The organism is Cyanobium sp. NS01 (assembly GCF_014280235.1).
Classification (GTDB): Bacteria; Cyanobacteriota; Cyanobacteriia; order PCC-6307; family Cyanobiaceae; genus NIES-981.
Window position 1 is genome coordinate 687,164 of sequence record NZ_CP047940.1, and the last position, 15,316, is coordinate 702,479.

The following is a 15,316-nucleotide window of genomic DNA, read 5'->3' on the forward strand; positions in this document are numbered from 1 at the left end:
ATCGACAGGAACGGCCTGTGGCGGATGTATGAAGGGCGGGTCCTACAGGCCCGGTTGCCCGGGTGCCTGTGAGCCCCAATCCCTTCCATGGCTTCCTACAAGGTCACCCTCATCAACGAGAGCGAAGGCCTCAACAAGACCATCGAGGTTCCTGACGATCAGTACATCCTCGACGCCGCTGAAGAGCAGGGCATCGACCTCCCCTACTCCTGCCGCGCCGGTGCCTGCAGCACCTGCGCCGGCAAGCTGTCCTCCGGAACCGTTGACCAGTCTGACCAGAGCTTCCTCGACGACGACCAGATCGAAGCTGGTTTCGTGCTCACCTGCGTGGCTTACCCCACCAGCGACTGCACCATCAAGACCCACTCCGAAGAAGAGCTCTACTGAGTTCTCAGGCTGTCTGACGGCAGGCCCCAGGCCTCTCGTCTTCCCGTTCTGACCATGCCACCCTGATGGGTGGCTTTTTCATGCCCTCCCAGCCGCCTCCCGCCCCGCTGCCTCGGCCCGATCAGGAGCTGCTGGAGCCAGGCAGTGTGCACGCCAGTCCAGGCGGCCAGTACAGCTATCGGGTGCTGGGGGCCTGCTGCCGGCTGTTCGACCGGGAAGACCTGCCCTGGCCGTGCTGCCGGCTGGCCTGGCGCAGCAAGGAGCCCAGCTGGCGGCGGGTGGGCCGGCGCTTCGTGGCCGACCTGGCCGCCCGCCGCTGTCCTTCCTATGCCGTGGAGCTGCTCCAGCCTGGCTCCCGGCCCACCGCCACGGTGATCACCCTGTTCCCGGTGCGCCTCGCCGGCGGCCTGCAGGAGTGGTGGTACAGCAAGTTGCCCAGTTCCTTCGACCCCACCAACCAACAGCCTCCAAGGGCCGCTCCCCCGCCGTCCAGCCAGCAAAAAGCCGGTGTGGGGGACACCGGCTGAGGCTTCACAGGACCGCTGGAACCCAGCGGGCTCAGAAGTAGATCTTGCCGCCGCCCCACTGCAGGCCCTGGGCCTTGGGCGCCACCAGGATGTAGCCGGCCATCAGGCGCAGGTCGTCGTCATCGAGATCGCGCATCTTCACGAACACGTCGCTGCTGCGCATGCTGGGATGCAGGTCGGCAATGCTGTATTCACCGTCGTAGCTGGTGGGGTCTTTCATGTAGTCCACCAGGGCCTCGACGTTGTCGCGGGCCGGGGTGGCCAGGGCCAGGGTTTCAGGATCGAGCCCCACGTTCTGGTTGGTCTTGGTGATGCCGCCGGCGTGGCACTCGCCGCAGCTGTTGTTGAACAGCTTGCGACCGCCCTTGATCTCCGCTTCGCTGAAGGTCACCGCGGTGCCGTCAGGGCTGGCGGGAACGGTGAGCTGCTCGCTGGTCCACTGGGCGGCCAGGGCCTGGCCGCCGAAGCCGAGGCAGAGCAGCAGGGCCAGGGGCAGCGCCAGCAGGGCACGGGCAGCGGCCCGCAGCACTCTGCGAAGGGCCGATGGGGAGAAGGTTGAGGCCATTGGGGGAAGCCGGCGGTGTGGCAGAGGGAGGTGGGGCGACGGAAACCGCATCGGAGACCTTGTATCACGGGCAACGGGGCCGTAGCGGCGCAGTCGGGAGAACTGTTGCAGGGCTAGGGCTGTGGGGCCGCCCGTGCTCGGCGTCTTGGGCTGGCCCTGGGGGCAGCGGCGCCGCTGCTGGGGGCAGTCGCGGCCTCGGCCAGTGGCTCGGCGGGGCCGGGCACCACGTCGAGCGTCAGAAAGTCCTTGGCCAGCAGCGTGTTGGCGAAGATGGCGCGTGCTTCCTCCACGAGGTCCTCGGCGCTGATCGCGTTGCCGGCCACGTAGCGCGGGCTCAGATGGGTCAGTGCCAGCTGCTTGACCCCGGCGGCCAGGGCCGTCTGGGCGGCCATGGTGCTGGTGGAGTGCTGGCGCTGGTAGGCGAGCTCCGCCTCCCCATGGGAGAAGGTGCTCTCGTGGATGAGCAGATCGGCGCCGCGGGCCAGCTCCACGGCGGCCTCACAGAACACCGTGTCGGTGCAATACACCATGCTGGCGCCGGGCTGGGGCGGGCCGCAGAGGCTGCCGCCGCGGATGATCCGGCCGTCCTCCAGGCTCACAGTCCGCCCCTGCTTCAGCTCGGCATAGACGGGCCCGGGCGGGATGCCCAGAGCCTGGGCCCTGGCCACGTCGAAGCGCCCCGGCCTCGGTTTCTGGTCCACGCGGTAGCCGAACGCCGGCACCCGGTGGGTGAGGGGGGTGCAGCGCACGGTGAGATCTCCGTCGTCCAGCAGCAGATGGCCCTGCTCGGCCGCCTGGCGCACCTGGTGATGCCGCAGGGGATAGCCGATGCGGGTGGAACTGGTGTGCAGCACCCCCTCCAGGTAGTCGCGCAGGCGATCGGGGCCGTAGAGGTCGATGCCGCTGCAGCTGCCGGCCATGCCAAGGCTGGCGAGCAGGCCCGGCAGGCCAAAGATGTGGTCGCCATGCATGTGGGTCACGAACACCCGGCGCAGCTGGCTCACGCGCAGGGAGCTGCGTAGAAACTGGTGCTGGGTGCCCTCGCCGCAGTCGAACAGCCAGAGCTCGCTGCGCTGCGGCAGGCGCAGCGCCACGGCGGAAACATTGCGGCTACGGGTGGGAACGCCGGAGCTGGTGCCGAGAAACGTGACCTGCACGGGCCTTGTGCCTCCTGCGCATGCTGCCACGCCGGGGCTGGCGGGCTGCCAACAGCATCGCCACAATGGGGGGCCTTCTGCCGGCCCACCTGTGGCGCTGCACTCCCTGATCTCCCGCCGCTCGGATGTGATCCTCCCCCTGGCCCTGGCGCTGCCGGTGGTTGCCCTGGTGCCCAGTGGCAGCGAGCTCCAGGCCCAGCAGGGGGAGCCAGAGATCCGGGTGCTGTTGGCTGAGGGCAACGAAATCCGCCTCAGCTCGCTGCGGCAGCCCCTGGTGCTGCGCAGCGGGGCCCGCTCGCCCGCGCTGCTGGAGCTGGCTCCGGCCACTGCCTTGGTGCTTCGGCTGCAGGGGGGGCGCCTGCAGGTTCAGAGCGAGGCGGGCTCCAGGGAACTGCCTGCCGCCAAGGGCCTCTGGCTGGAGGCCAAAGAGCCCGGCGTGGGCGCCCGGGAGGCCTTGTTCCAGCTGCAGAAACGGCACTACCGCGGACGGTTGATGCTGCGCCGCGAGGGCCAGACCCTCCAGGCCATCAATCACATCGGCCTCGAAACCTATCTCCCGAGTGTGGTGGGTAGCGAGATGCCGGCCAGTTGGCCCCAGGCCGCCCTGCGGGCCCAGGCCGTCGCGGCCCGCACCTACGCCCTGCGCCAACGCAAGCCAGGCTCCGCCTTCGACGTCACCGCCACGGTGAGCAGCCAGGTGTACAAGGGTGTGGAGGCCGAAACCGACTCCACCCGGAGCGCCGTGGCCAGCACCCGCAGCCAGGTGCTCTTCTACCAGGGCAAACTGGCCACCACGGTGTTCCACAGCAGCAGTGGCGGCCGCACTGAGAACAGCGGCGATCTCTGGACACGCCAGCTTCCCTACCTGGTGAGCGTGCCTGATTTCGACCACAACAGCCCTGTGCACCAGTGGGAGAAGCCTCTGCCCCCGCAGGCTCTGCGCCAGGCCTTCGCCGAAACCGGGGGGGTGCGGCGCATCGATGTGCTGGCCACCACGGCCACCGGCCGGGTGCGGCAGGCCAGGGTGATCGGCCCGGCCGGCACCCTGGTGGTGACCGGCCCCCAGCTGCGCAGCCGCCTGGGCCTGCGCAGCACCAAGGTGCGTTTTGAGGTGGTGGAGCCCAGCCGTCCCCTCACCCGGGGCCTGCCCACGCCGCCGCCGCCTGTGCTGGCGGTCTCCAGGGTCTCCACGACCCCCTTGGCTCAGCCGTTCCCCGCCGTGGATTCGGCCACCGAGGCCCCTTCCCTGCTGGCGATCGGTCGAGGCTTCGGCCACGGGGTGGGCATGAGCCAGTGGGGCGCCCTGGCCATGGCGGAACAGGGCCGCAGCCATGAGACCATCCTGAGCCACTACTTCAGGGGCACTCAGTTGCGCCGCTACCCCTAGCTTGAGCCGCTCTGAGGAGCTGGAGCTGATCCGGTTTGAGAACGCCGCAGCCGTGGCGGACCATCTGGCAGAGCGCCTCTGGCAGCAGCGCCTGGAGACTCCCCAGCAACCCCTGGGACTGGCCACAGGACGAACCATGGAGCCGGTTTACGCCGCTCTGGTCAAGCGGTGGCACCGGGCACCCGAAGCGGAGCGCCGCTCTGTGCGCCGTTCCTGGCTCAGCTTCAATCTGGATGAGTACGTGGGCCTGGCCCCCGGTGATGGCCGCTCCTTTGCGGCTTTCATGCAGGAGCGGCTGGCCGGCCCCCTGGGCCTGAAGTCCAGCCAGGTGCGGCTGCCCGATGGCCTCGCCGCCGACCCCGCTGCTGCGGCCGCGAGCTATCGGGCGTCTGTGGCCGCTGCGGGGGGGATCGGCCTGCAGGTGCTTGGGCTTGGCCTCAATGGCCACGTGGGCTTCAACGAACCTCCCTGCGCTGCCGATGCCCCCTGCCGCTGTGTGGCCCTCAGCGCCACGACGCGTGAGCAGAACAGCGGGGCTTTCGGCGGCGACCTGGCGGCCGTGCCGGCCAGGGCAATCAGCCTTGGACTGGCGGAGATCCTCGCTGCCCGCGCGATTGTGCTGGTGGTCACGGGCGGTGCCAAGGCGGCCGTGCTGCGGCGGCTGCTGCAGGATCCCCCCAGCGCCCTGCTGCCGGCGAGCTGGCTGCGCAGGCACCCCGCCGTCACGCTGCTGGCCGACCAGGCCGCCCTCAGCCTGGCCTGACCGGGCGCCAGAGCGGGATTCACTCCGCCATCAGGGCCTCCAGCAGGGCGTCCTCGGCCTCCAGGTTGGAGGTCACGCCGCGCACGTCATCGAGATCCTCCAGGGCATCGAGCAGGCCCAGGCATCCCCGCAGCTGCTCGGCCTCGTGCAGCGGGCAGGGGGTCTGGGGAATCCAGCGGTGCTCCCAGCCTTCCACCGTGAAACCTGCTCCCTGCAGAGCCTCCTGCAGGGCTTCCAGGGCACTGAAGTGGCACTGCAGCTCCACTCCCCCTGCCTGGAGCTCGTAGTCCAGGGTTGGGGGACCACCGGCGGCCTCGATCGCCTCCAGCCCCTCCAGCAGGGACAGTTCCAGCCGTTCCGGGGCGAGGGGTGAACAGAGGCTCACCACGCCGCGCTGCTCGAACAGATAGCTGACGCAGCCGCTTTCCCCCAGGTTGCCGCCGTGCTTGTTGAAGGCCAGGCGCACGTCGGCGGCGGTGCGGTTGCGGTTGTCGGTGAAGGCCTCGATCAGCACCGCCACGCCGCCTGGCCCGTAGCCCTCGTAGCGCACGTCAGCGAACTGCTCCCCGCCACCGCTGAGCTGCCCTGATCCCTTCAGGATTGCCCGCTCGATGTTGGCGTTGGGAACGCCGGCGGCCTTGGCCTTCTCGATCGCGGTGCGCAGCTGGAAGTTGCCACTGGGGTCGGCGCCGCCGCGGGCGGCCACGCTGATCTCCCGGCCCAGACGGGTGAACACAGCTCCCCGCTTGGCATCCACCACCGCCTTGGTGCGCTTGATCTGGGCCCATTTGCTGTGGCCGGCCATCGGAGCTGGGAGGTGGTCGAAGGAGAGGAGCGAGCCGGCTCAGCCGAGCGCATCGAAGACCAGCTTCGGTTGCAGCCGATCAGCGGCGCAGGCCAGGGCCATGCCCACCAGGTTGCCATCCGGACCGAGCACCGCCACCGGCTGCCCGGGTGGCCAGTCCGCCTGGCCCTCCAGGCTCCTGCCGCAGCGCCAGCCCTCCAGTTCGCCCGGCTCCAGCTGCCGGCGCGGCAGATGGCCGAGGGCCGCGAGCGGGTTCAACAGCGGTGGCAGCGGCGGCTGCTCCAGGGCTTCAAGGGGCATGGCCTGGGCCAGGCTGAAGCCCAGGGCCCCGGTGCGTCGCAGCTCCGCCAGGGCGCCGCCGCAGCCCAGGGCTGTGCCGAGGTCCCGCGCCAGGGAGCGGATGTAGGTGCCCGCCGAGCACTGCACCTCCAGCTGCAGGCGCCCCGTGCCCGGCTCCCAGTGGCGCAGCTCCAGCTGCGTGATGGTCACGGCCCGGGGGGGCAGGCTGAGGGCCTCGCCCCGGCGGGCGCGGGCGTAGGCCCGCTCGCCCTGCACGTGCACGGCGGAGACCTGGGGCGGCACCTGCAGGATCGATCCGCGGAAGGGCGCCAGGGCCCGCTCCAGGGCGTCGTGTGGCAGTGGCGGCAGGGGGTGGCGCTCCAGCACGGTGCCGCTGAGATCGTCCGTGTCGGTGCACAGCCCCAACTGGATCGTGCCCTCGTAGTGCTTGTCACCCACCAGGTAGGGCAGCAGCCGGGTGGCCGGTCCGAGCGCCAGGGGCAGCACGCCGGTCACGGCGGGATCGAGGGTGCCGCCGTGGCCCACCCGCCGCAGGCCGTAGGCCCGCCGCACCCGGGCCACGCAGCCGTGGGAGGTGAGTCCGGCGGGCTTGTCCAACACCAGAAATCCACAGGGCTGGTCAGCCATGCCGGCACCCATCAGCCTGGAACAGTCCCACGCCACCCTCCCCGATGACCCTGCAGCAGCGCCGCGACCTGGCGTTCCTGGTGCTGGCCGGCCTCTTCCTGGGCAGCATGGCGATGCTGAACATCCTGGGCCTCACCCGCTTTCTGCAGCTGGGGGCGATCGGCTCCTGGCCGATCGTGGTGGCGGTGGGCGCCCTGCCCTACCCGGTGACCTTCCTCTGCACCGACCTGATCAGTGAGCTCTGGGGCGAGCAGAAGGCGACCCAGCTGGTGTGGGTGGGGCTGGCCCTCAACGGTTGGGTGGTGCTGATCCTCTGGCTGGGGGGCGTGCTGCCTGGCCTGGCGGGGGCACCGGAGGCCACCTTCTTTGAGGTGCAGCACCTCGCCTTCGGGGCCGTGGGGGCCTCGATGCTGGCCTACCTGGCCGCCCAGTTCGCCGATGTGCGGCTGTTCCATTTCTGGAAGCGCTTCAGCGGCGGCGGTGCCCTGTGGCTGCGCAACAACGGCTCCACCCTGGGCAGCCAGCTGGTGGACACCACGGCGGTGGTGCTGGTGAGCCACTACGCCAGCCATGTGCTGCCGATCCGTGCCGACGAGGCCGTGCTGCCCCAGCTCGGCAGCTACATCGCCAGCGGCTATCTGTTCAAGGCTCTGGCCGCCCTGGTCGACACCCTGCCCTTCTATGCCCTCACGGCCTGGCTGCGGCGCTGGCTCGAGGTGCCCGGCCAGGGGGCGGAGATCGGCTGAGCCCCCGCCAACTAAGTTGGCGCCACCGATACCAGCGCAGCAGTGACGACGGCAGTGGGCACGGGGCTGGGAGTGGAGCACTTCCTGGCGGATGGCTTTTCGCTCAAGCAGCACCTGGCCGACTACCTGCGCCTCGAGCCCAGTGAGCTGGAGCAGCGGCTGCCCAGCAGCACCGAGCAGCTGGCCGCCCTCCACCCCGGCGCCTTCGACTTCGCCCAGGCCGGCCGCTTCTATGAAGACACCGTGGGCACGGCCCACCTGCTGGAGCTGGCCGCCTGGCACCTGGGCAGCGCTGAGTACATCGCCGACACCCTCAGGCTGCAGCAGCGCTTTGCCGAGGGCCAGGTGCTCGACTTCGGCGGCGGCATCGGCAGCCATGCCCTGGCCGCCGCCGCCTTGCCGCAGGTGGAGCGGGTGTGGTTCGTCGATCTCAACCCCCACAACCGGGCCTGCGTGCAGGCGCGGGCCGACAGCCTGGGGCTGGGAGCGCGCCTCTCCTGTCACCGCGACCTGGACGACGCCAGGCTGCCAGGGCGGTTCGACACCCTGGTGTGCCTGGACGTGCTGGAGCATCTGCCCGATCCAGCAGGTCAGCTCGAACAGTTCGCCCAGCGCCTGGCGCCCTCTGGAACCGCTCTGCTCAACTGGTATTTCTTCAAGGGCTTCAACGGCGAATACCCATTTCACGTGGATGAGCCGGCCCTGGTGGACCGCTTCTTCCACACCCTCCAGGAGCGCTTTCTGGAGGTGTTCCACCCCTACCTGATCACCACCAGGGCCTACCGACTGCGCTGAGAGCACAGCCGATAGGCCCAGAGGGCTTGGGGCTCGCGTCAGACGGCCAGGGCCACGTTGATGCGCTTGCGGGTACGCAGGCCGCGCTTGATGGTGTCAAAGCCCACGACGCCATCACTGAGGGCAAACAGGGTGTCGTCAGAGCCGCGGCCCACATTGAGGCCGGGCAGTACGGAGGTGCCGCGCTGGCGGATGAGGATGGAGCCGGCGCTCACGCTCGTGCCGCCGGAGGTCTTGACGCCCAGGCGCTTGGAGTTGGAGTCGCGGCCGTTGCGGGTGGAGCCTGTGCCTTTCTTGTGGGCCATGGATCAGGGGGGTGATGAACGCGGAGAGGGTGGATGGAAACGATCGTGGGGATCTGGTCAGCTTGTTCTGGCCAGAGGACCTCAGCCCAGGGCCTTGCCAGCCACGGTGATGGCTTCCACCATCACACGGGTGAGCTCCTGGCGGTGGCCGTTCTTGCGACGGGTCTTCTTCTTGGGACGCATCTTGTAGACGATCAGCTTGGGACCGCGGCGGTGAGCCATCACCTTGAGCGTCACGCTGGCTCCGCTCACGTAGGGCTGGCCCAGGGTGGCGGCCTGGCCGTCGTTCACGAGCAGCACGCTCTCGAGAGTGACGGTCTCATCGACGGCGGCGGGCAGGCGGTCGAGGTCGTAGTAGCGGTTGGCCTGAAGCCAGAACTGCTGGCCGGAGGCCTCCACGATGGCGTAGGGCGCCGGGGCTGCGGCGGGGTCTTGGGTCATGGGGATGGGGCGTGGTCAGGCTGACCGGCGGGTGACCGCCGGCCGATTGGGCCAGACGCACAATCGAAAGACAATGGCAAATCCTCCGATTCCAAGCTGCCTTTCGTCAACATTGGGGCACCTGTCCGCCAGATTCCCCTGGCTGCGGACCGCCCCTATGCCCAAGTCGGCCCTCACCGTTGCCTCCCTTGTCCGCGATCCCACCATGCAGGCCGGGGTGTCCCGTTGGCTGGCCGCTGGCCGCTACACCCTCGTCAGCGTCGACCCCCTGGCCGACCCTGTGGCCGACCTCGACCGCCTGCGCGAGGAGTTCGACGCCCTGCTGATCGAGGCCGATGCCGTGGATGGTTCGGTGCTGAGCGGTCTCACCGAGCGGGGTCTGGTGCTGCCCGCGGTGGTGATCGGTGAGGTCAATGGCGAGGTCAGCTTTCACGAGGCGGAGGTGAGGCTGCAGGCTGATCAGCTGGAGCAACTCAGCTACTGCCTCGATGCTGCGGTGTCGCGTTTTCTGCGTCAGGGCCTGGGCAATCCCGCTGAAGCCAACCCCGGACCCGGCTTCGCCGTCAGTGTGTCGCCCCCGACCGGGGGCCAGGATGATCAGCCCTCCGCCGCGAAGGCTGGAGCCGCTGTCGCGACCAGCGAGGCCCCCCGGCCCTGGCGACTGGATGGCCGCCTCAAGGAGCGGCTTGGACTGCTGGGGGTGTTCTACAAGCGCGATCCCTCCCGCTTCCTGCGCAACCTGCCCAAGGGGGAGCAGGACGACCTGCTGCGTTCGCTGGAGCGCAGCTATCGGGATCTGCTCATCCATTACTTCCGCAACCCCTCGGCGGCCAACCAAGCGCTGGAGAGCTTCGTGAACACGGCCTTTTTCAGTGATCTATCCATCACGACAACCGTTCAAATCCACATGGACCTGATCGATCTGTTTTCCAAGCGTCTGCAGTTGGAGGGTCACAAGAGTGATTTTCTTCAGGATTACAGGCTGGCTCTGCTGGATGTGATGGCCCATCTCTGCGAGATGTACCGACGCTCAATCCCTCCCGATGTGCCGCTGATGCCATTCGCTTCAGAGGCTTGAGGCGCAGATGCATTCGCACACCTGGACATTCCTGTCATGACACCCCGTAAAACTTACATTCTGAAGCTGTATGTGGCTGGCAACACTCCCAACTCGATGCGCGCGCTGAAAACGCTGCGCGACATTCTGGAAACCGAATTCAAGGGGGTCTATGCCCTCAAGGTGATCGATGTGCTCGTGAACCCACAACTGGCCGAGGAGGACAAGATTCTGGCCACGCCCACCCTCACCAAGATCCTGCCACCCCCGGTGCGCCGCATCATCGGCGATCTCAGCGACCGCGAACGGGTGCTGATCGGCCTGGATCTGCTCTACGACGAGCTGACCGACGATGGTGAGCTCAATGAGCTTCTGCACGCCAGCCAGGGCCTGGCTGCTTCGCGCCTCTCTGGAGAGGATGATGCTCTGGCTGATCTCGTTCAGGAAGGATCGCTTCCTGATGATGGTCTGAATCCCCGAGCTTGATCAGGGCATTGATCTGCCCCCAGCCCTTTTGTCCACGTCTCCCCAGGTCATGCAGGAAAACAGTCCAATCGACGCTCAGTTGATGCAGGTCCAGAAGCTGCCCACCGGCATCGATGGCTTTGACGATGTCTGCCATGGGGGGTTGCCGATCGGCCGCTCGACGCTGATCAGCGGCACCTCGGGAACGGGGAAGACCGTGCTGTCGTTGAATTTTCTCTACAACGGCATCCGACAGTACAAAGAAGCCGGCATCTTTGTGACTTTTGAGGAGTCGCCGCTCGATATCATGCGCAATGCGGCCAGCTTTGGCTGGGATCTTCAGGAGATGATCGAACAGGACAAATTGTTTGTTCTGGATGCATCACCAGACCCAGATGGCCAGGACGTGGCTGGAAACTTTGACCTTTCCGGACTGATTGAGCGCATCAACTACGCCATTCGCAAATACAAGGCCAAACGGGTAGCCATCGATTCGATCACCGCTGTCTTCCAGCAGTATGACGCCGTTTCGGTGGTGCGCCGGGAGATCTTCAGACTGATTGCCCGGCTCAAGGAGATCGGTGTCACCACCGTCATGACCACCGAGCGCATTGATGAGTATGGGCCGATCGCTCGCTACGGAGTTGAAGAGTTTGTGTCCGATAATGTGGTGATTCTGCGCAATGTGCTGGAGGGCGAACGGCGCAGGCGCACCGTGGAGATTCTCAAGCTGCGGGGTACGACCCACATGAAAGGCGAGTTTCCGTTCACGATGGGCAGCCATGGCATGAGCGTGTTCCCGCTGGGGGCGATGCGGCTCACCCAGCGGTCTTCCAATGTGCGCGTGAGCTCGGGTGTCCCCCGGCTGGATGCCATGTGTGGCGGTGGCTTTTTCAAGGACTCCATCATCCTGGCCACGGGAGCCACCGGCACGGGCAAGACGCTGCTGGTGTCCAAGTTCATTGAAGACGCCTGCCGCAGCAAGCAACGCGCCATTCTGTTCGCCTACGAGGAATCCCGGGCCCAGCTGCTGCGCAACGGCACCAGCTGGGGCATTGACTTTGAGCAGATGGAGCAGGATGGCCTGCTCAAGATCATCTGTGCCTATCCGGAATCCACTGGCCTGGAGGATCACCTCCAGATCATCAAGACCGAAATCAGTCAGTTCAAGCCGTCGAGGATGGCCATTGACTCGCTCAGTGCCCTGGCCCGCGGCGTCAGCCACAACGCCTTCCGCCAGTTTGTGATCGGGGTTACGGGCTATGCCAAGCAGGAGGAAATTGCCGGATTCTTCACGAACACATCAGAAGAGTTCATGGGCAGCCACTCCATCACCGATTCCCATATCTCCACGATCACCGATACCATCCTCCTGCTCCAGTATGTGGAGATCCGTGGTGAGATGGCTCGCGCCCTGAATGTGTTCAAGATGCGAGGCTCCTGGCATGACAAGGGGATCCGCGAATTTGTGATCACCGATAACGGCCCTGAGATCAAAGACTCCTTCTCCAACTTCGAGCGGATCATCAGTGGTGTGCCCCACCGGGTCACCACCGATGAGCGCAGTGAGCTCTCCCGGATTGTGCGCGGCGTGGCTGATGAGCGCTGAGCACCAGCGCTGAGCCTGGACTAGAGACTCACCGGCTGTGCAGCCAGGGCTGGGAGCGGCGCAAGCTCCAGGCTCTGGGCCCTGCGCTCGGCGCTGAGCTGCAGTTCATCCTGGTCGGATTCTTCAAGGGAGAGATCAAACCAGAACACGCTGCCAACCTCCGGCTCGCTGGCCATCTTCACCTGGGTGCCGTGCTTGTCGAGGATGCCACGCACGATCGAGAGTCCAAGGCCCGTGCCCGCCTCGATGTGCACCGCATTCTCGACCCGGAAGAAACGCTCGAAGATGCGGGCCTGGTCGGCTTCGGAGATGCCGCAGCCGCTGTCACCGATCTCGATCCGCAACCGCGGCAGCGGTGAGGTGAGCTCGCAGCGGGGGTTGTCTTCCCTGGGCACCTGGTCGTCGTGGAGCAGGCAGAGATCGGGCCAGGGATAGGCCCTCAGCACGATCTGTCCACCGGGCGGGGTGAACTTGAGGGCATTGCCCACCAGGTTGCCGAACACCTGCAGCAGCAGGTCCCAGTTGCCGAGCACCCTGGGCAGCAGCGTTTCGGCTTCGAACCGAAGCTTCACGCCTCGCTCCTCGGCATTCAGCCGGTAGGTGCGCAGGATCTGCTCGATCGCCTCGGCCACATCCAGCGGCTCAAAGCTCCAGGATCGCTCCGATTCCAGCCGCGACAGATCGAGCACGTCGTTGACCAGCCTGGTGAGCCGGTCGGTTTCGGCGTTGGCGATGCCGAGGAATTCGTGCTTCTCCTGGTCAGAGAGCTGGTCGCCCAGGTCGTAGAGGGTTTCCACGTAGCTCTTGATGTTGAACAGCGGCGTGCGCAGCTCGTGGGACACATTGCTGATGAAACGGCTCTGGGCGGCGTTGAGCTCCACCTCCCGGGTGAGGTCCTGGATGGTCATGGCGATGCCCTTGAGCGATTCGCCGCTGGCATCGCGCACCGGCTGCAGCACGATGCGCAGGGTGCGGGCGGGATCGCCGACGCTGCAGCGCACGTCGGCGGCATCCTGCTGGCCGATGATCATGTTGTCGAGGGCGGAATGCAGCTCCAGGGCCAGCCGTTCCGGCAGCTCGCCGATCAGTTCCTGGCCCTCGAGATTGCGGCCCTCCCAGCGGAACAGGCGCCGGGCGGTGGGGTTGGCCAGCACGATGCCCCCGGCGGCATCGAGCAGCACGGCGCCGTCGGCCATGGTGGCGATCAGCGATTCCTGCTTCACCTGGGCGGCAGTGAGCTCCTCGATGTTGGCCGCCTTGTACACCTCCAGCTGGGAGGTCATCGCGTTGAAGCCCTCCAGCAGTTCCCCCAGTTCTCCCCCCATCGGCAGGGCGATGCGGGTTTCGAAGTCGCCCACCGCCACCTGGCGCACGCCCCGCAGCAGCTCCTTCACCGGCTGGGTGATGGTGAGGGCGTTGAACACGGCCCCCAGGATCACCAGCACCCAGATCGAGATGAACACGGCCACCGTCACCTCCCGGGTGAGGGCCGCGCTGGCCAGCAGGGTTTCGTTGGGGTTGATGCCCATGGCCATCACCCCAAAGAAGTGCCCCTCATTCACCAGCGGCACGAACACGTCCGTGACCTGGCCGTCGGGGGTGAGGTGCTGGCGCACCAGGGGATTGTCTGGCCGCTTCTGGATGTCGGGGGGAAGTTCCAGACGCCGACTCAGCAGCAGTTCGCTGCCCCCCGAGGTGCCGCCGATCGGGATGCCCAGATAAATGATCCCGTCAGGATCGGCGAAGAAGATGTAACGCAGGCTGCGGCTGGTCTGCCAGAAGCGCTCGGCCAACATGGCCAGCTCGCGGTCGTTGCCCTCCGCCACCAGGGGCGTCACGTTGGCGGAGAGCAGCAACCCCAGGTCGCGGGCATAGCGGGTGTCGCTCATGCGGGCGTCCCGCTGGATGCCGTTGAGCGCCAGGAAGGTGATGCCGGTCATCAGCAGGCTCACCACCAGGGTGGCCACCGCCAGCAACTTGGTCTGCAGGCTGAACTCGGCCCACCAGCGCGCCAGGGCCTGGCGCCAGGAGAACGGGGGGGGAGCGGTGCTGCTCGACGGGCTCATCGGCGACGCACCTGGTGACCGATATCGCGCCGGTAGGTCATGCCGGTGAAGTGCACCTGGGCCAGTCCTTCATAGGCCCTGGCGAAGGCCGCGTCGAAATCCTCCGCCTGGGCCACCACGGCGAGCACCCGCCCACCGCTGCTGACGCAGGTTCCATCGGGGGCGCGCCTGGTGCCGGCGTGGAAGATCTGCAGCTCGTCGCCCGGGCTGGCCACGCCCTCCACGGGGTCGCCCTGCCGGATCGTGCCCGGGTAGCCCTCGGCGGCGGCGATCACGCAGGCACTGCAGCCGCTGCGCAGGCTGAGCGGTGGAGCGGTGTCGAGCCGGCCCTCGGCGCAGGCCAGCAGCACCTGGGCCAGTTCCTCGCCCAGCAGGGGCATCAGGGTTTCGCACTCGGGATCGCCGAAACGGCAGTTGAACTCGATCACACTCAGCCCCTGCGGCGTCAGCATCAGGCCCGCATAGAGCACGCCGCGGTAGTCGATGCCGCGCGCCTGCAGGGCCCGCAGGGTGGGCTCAAGCACCTGCTGCCGCACCTCCTCCATGGCGGCGGCGTCGAGGAGCGGGGCCGGGGCATAGGCCCCCATGCCGCCGGTGTTGGGGCCGGTGTCTCCTTCGCCGATCCGCTTGTGGTCCTGAGCCGCAGGCAGCAGCAGCAAACGCTCGCCATCGCAGAGGGCGAACACGGAGACCTCCGGACCGTGGGTGCGCTCCTCAAGCACCAGGGAGGCGCCGGGGCCGAAACGGCCCGCGAAGATCGCCTCGATGGCTGCGCGGGCCTCCTCCAGCGTTTCGGCCACGGTCACCCCCTTGCCGGCGGCCAGGCCATCGGCCTTGACCACCAGGGGCTGGCCCTGGGCCTCCAGGAGCGCCAGGGCCTCCTCGCGGTTGGCTGCAGGCCAGAAGCCCGCACTGGGCACCCCGGCCTCCTGCATCAGGGTCTTGGCCCAGCGCTTGCTGGACTCCAGCTGGGCTCCATCGGCGCCGGGACCGAACACCGCCACACCGCAGGCCCTGAGCTGGTCAGCGAGCCCAGCCGCCAGCGGCACCTCCGGGCCGATCACCACCAGATCGATGGCCAGCTCGCGGCAGCACTGCTGCAGGGCGGGCCCATCGCCCTCGCCGATCTCCAGCTGGCGGCAGCCGGGTAGATCGCCGCTGCCGCCATTGCCCGGGCTCAGCCACACCTGGCCTACTCCAGTGGAGCGGGCCAGAGCCCAGCCGAGGGCGTTCTCCCGGCCACCGGAACCCACCACAAGGATGCGGAGGTCGTGCTGCGTTGCCTCAGGGGCCATCGGGCTCGGAACTGGGGTA

General features: G+C 67.5%; 16 protein-coding genes and 1 pseudogene. 9 read left to right on the plus strand and 8 right to left on the minus strand.

All coding sequences use genetic code 11. The features are described from left to right. Positions 1-87 precede the first annotated feature (87 nt). Positions 88-387 (plus strand): ferredoxin, encoded by a 300-nt coding sequence (locus tag CyaNS01_RS03460; RefSeq protein ID WP_186698895.1) that lies wholly within the window; start codon positions 88-90, stop codon positions 385-387. Between the two features lie 80 nt (positions 388-467). Next, a complete protein-coding gene (locus CyaNS01_RS03465) occupies positions 468-914 on the plus strand; it encodes a hypothetical protein (protein WP_186698897.1) in 447 nt (148 codons plus the stop codon). A gap of 31 nt (positions 915-945) precedes the next feature. On the opposite strand, the gene psbV is transcribed toward CyaNS01_RS03465, so the two are convergent. Both psbV and rnz read right to left on the minus strand, forming a co-directional pair. Next, entirely contained in the window at positions 946-1,479 is a 534-nt protein-coding gene (gene psbV / locus CyaNS01_RS03470; protein ID WP_186698899.1) for a photosystem II cytochrome c-550, read from the minus strand. A 218-nt stretch (positions 1,480-1,697) separates the two neighbouring features. After that, positions 1,698-2,636, minus strand: a pseudogene (gene rnz / locus CyaNS01_RS03475) (ribonuclease Z); the annotation flags it as partial. 91 nt (positions 2,637-2,727) lie between these two features. On the opposite strand from rnz, the gene CyaNS01_RS03480 reads away from it, so the two are divergent. Both CyaNS01_RS03480 and CyaNS01_RS03485 read left to right on the plus strand, forming a co-directional pair. Continuing rightward, a complete protein-coding gene (locus tag CyaNS01_RS03480) occupies positions 2,728-4,023 on the plus strand; it encodes a SpoIID/LytB domain-containing protein (RefSeq protein ID WP_222934197.1) in 1,296 nt (431 codons plus the stop codon). Between the two features lies 1 nt (position 4,024). Continuing rightward, the gene (locus CyaNS01_RS03485; protein ID WP_225875781.1) at positions 4,025-4,786 is read left to right on the plus strand and encodes a glucosamine-6-phosphate deaminase; all 762 of its coding nucleotides are present in this window, start codon (positions 4,025-4,027) and stop codon (positions 4,784-4,786) included. A gap of 19 nt (positions 4,787-4,805) precedes the next feature. Here CyaNS01_RS03485 and CyaNS01_RS03490 read toward each other — a convergent pair whose 3' ends face one another. Both CyaNS01_RS03490 and truB read right to left on the minus strand, forming a co-directional pair. Continuing rightward, positions 4,806-5,591 carry a YebC/PmpR family DNA-binding transcriptional regulator gene (locus tag CyaNS01_RS03490; protein WP_186698903.1) on the minus strand — a complete coding sequence of 262 codons (786 nt, stop codon included), beginning with the start codon at positions 5,589-5,591 and terminating at the stop codon, positions 4,806-4,808. Between the two features lie 39 nt (positions 5,592-5,630). Continuing rightward, the gene (gene truB, locus CyaNS01_RS03495; protein ID WP_186698906.1) at positions 5,631-6,518 is read right to left on the minus strand and encodes a tRNA pseudouridine(55) synthase TruB; all 888 of its coding nucleotides are present in this window, start codon (positions 6,516-6,518) and stop codon (positions 5,631-5,633) included. Positions 6,519-6,562: 44 nt separating this feature from the next. Between truB and CyaNS01_RS03500 the strand changes: the two genes are divergently transcribed. Next, positions 6,563-7,264: a queuosine precursor transporter gene (locus tag CyaNS01_RS03500; protein WP_186698907.1), complete on the plus strand. Its 702-nt coding sequence runs from the start codon at positions 6,563-6,565 to the stop codon at positions 7,262-7,264. A 42-nt stretch (positions 7,265-7,306) separates the two neighbouring features. After that, positions 7,307-8,059 carry a bifunctional 2-polyprenyl-6-hydroxyphenol methylase/3-demethylubiquinol 3-O-methyltransferase UbiG gene (locus tag CyaNS01_RS03505; protein WP_186698909.1) on the plus strand — a complete coding sequence of 251 codons (753 nt, stop codon included), beginning with the start codon at positions 7,307-7,309 and terminating at the stop codon, positions 8,057-8,059. A gap of 38 nt (positions 8,060-8,097) precedes the next feature. Here the strand turns inward: CyaNS01_RS03505 and rpmA are convergent, their stop codons facing one another. Next, positions 8,098-8,364 (minus strand): 50S ribosomal protein L27, encoded by a 267-nt coding sequence (rpmA, locus tag CyaNS01_RS03510; protein WP_186698911.1) that lies wholly within the window; start codon positions 8,362-8,364, stop codon positions 8,098-8,100. 81 nt (positions 8,365-8,445) lie between these two features. Beyond that, complete coding sequence (gene rplU / locus CyaNS01_RS03515; RefSeq protein WP_186698913.1) at positions 8,446-8,805, minus strand: 50S ribosomal protein L21; 360 nt, start codon at positions 8,803-8,805, stop codon at positions 8,446-8,448. Positions 8,806-8,962: 157 nt separating this feature from the next. On the opposite strand from rplU, the gene CyaNS01_RS03520 reads away from it, so the two are divergent. From CyaNS01_RS03520 to kaiC, 3 genes are all read left to right on the plus strand, one after another. Beyond that, a complete protein-coding gene (locus CyaNS01_RS03520) occupies positions 8,963-9,883 on the plus strand; it encodes a circadian clock protein KaiA (protein WP_186698915.1) in 921 nt (306 codons plus the stop codon). Positions 9,884-9,919: 36 nt separating this feature from the next. After that, a complete protein-coding gene (kaiB, locus tag CyaNS01_RS03525; protein ID WP_225875782.1) occupies positions 9,920-10,348 on the plus strand; it encodes a circadian clock protein KaiB in 429 nt (142 codons plus the stop codon). Positions 10,349-10,430: 82 nt separating this feature from the next. Continuing rightward, positions 10,431-11,936 (plus strand): circadian clock protein KaiC, encoded by a 1,506-nt coding sequence (gene kaiC / locus CyaNS01_RS03530; RefSeq protein WP_186700182.1) that lies wholly within the window; start codon positions 10,431-10,433, stop codon positions 11,934-11,936. Positions 11,937-11,956: 20 nt separating this feature from the next. Here kaiC and CyaNS01_RS03535 read toward each other — a convergent pair whose 3' ends face one another. Together CyaNS01_RS03535 and purD are read right to left on the minus strand one after the other, a co-directional pair. Next, complete coding sequence (locus tag CyaNS01_RS03535; RefSeq protein ID WP_186698916.1) at positions 11,957-14,002, minus strand: ATP-binding protein; 2,046 nt, start codon at positions 14,000-14,002, stop codon at positions 11,957-11,959. Next, positions 13,999-15,297 (minus strand): phosphoribosylamine--glycine ligase, encoded by a 1,299-nt coding sequence (gene purD, locus CyaNS01_RS03540; RefSeq protein ID WP_186698918.1) that lies wholly within the window; start codon positions 15,295-15,297, stop codon positions 13,999-14,001. The genes CyaNS01_RS03535 and purD overlap by 4 nt, the downstream gene beginning before the upstream one ends. Positions 15,298-15,316: the final 19 nt, after the last annotated feature.

Excerpts from the sequence above, each read along its gene's own strand:
- CyaNS01_RS03465 (WP_186698897.1), top strand. The coding sequence starts at position 468 with ATGCCCTCCCAGCCGCCTCCCGCCCCGCTGCCTCGGCCCGATCAGGAG.
- CyaNS01_RS03520 (WP_186698915.1), top strand. The coding sequence starts at position 8,963 with ATGCCCAAGTCGGCCCTCACCGTTGCCTCCCTTGTCCGCGATCCCACC.
- CyaNS01_RS03535 (WP_186698916.1), bottom strand. The coding sequence starts at position 14,002 with ATGAGCCCGTCGAGCAGCACCGCTCCCCCCCCGTTCTCCTGGCGCCAG.
- truB (WP_186698906.1), bottom strand. The coding sequence starts at position 6,518 with ATGGCTGACCAGCCCTGTGGATTTCTGGTGTTGGACAAGCCCGCCGGA.
- kaiB (WP_225875782.1), top strand. The coding sequence starts at position 9,920 with ATGACACCCCGTAAAACTTACATTCTGAAGCTGTATGTGGCTGGCAAC.
- CyaNS01_RS03490 (WP_186698903.1), bottom strand. The coding sequence starts at position 5,591 with ATGGCCGGCCACAGCAAATGGGCCCAGATCAAGCGCACCAAGGCGGTG.
- rpmA (WP_186698911.1), bottom strand. The coding sequence starts at position 8,364 with ATGGCCCACAAGAAAGGCACAGGCTCCACCCGCAACGGCCGCGACTCC.
- purD (WP_186698918.1), bottom strand. The coding sequence starts at position 15,297 with ATGGCCCCTGAGGCAACGCAGCACGACCTCCGCATCCTTGTGGTGGGT.
- rplU (WP_186698913.1), bottom strand. The coding sequence starts at position 8,805 with ATGACCCAAGACCCCGCCGCAGCCCCGGCGCCCTACGCCATCGTGGAG.
- psbV (WP_186698899.1), bottom strand. The coding sequence starts at position 1,479 with ATGGCCTCAACCTTCTCCCCATCGGCCCTTCGCAGAGTGCTGCGGGCC.
- CyaNS01_RS03460 (WP_186698895.1), top strand. The coding sequence starts at position 88 with ATGGCTTCCTACAAGGTCACCCTCATCAACGAGAGCGAAGGCCTCAAC.
- CyaNS01_RS03500 (WP_186698907.1), top strand. The coding sequence starts at position 6,563 with ATGACCCTGCAGCAGCGCCGCGACCTGGCGTTCCTGGTGCTGGCCGGC.
- kaiC (WP_186700182.1), top strand. The coding sequence starts at position 10,431 with ATGCAGGTCCAGAAGCTGCCCACCGGCATCGATGGCTTTGACGATGTC.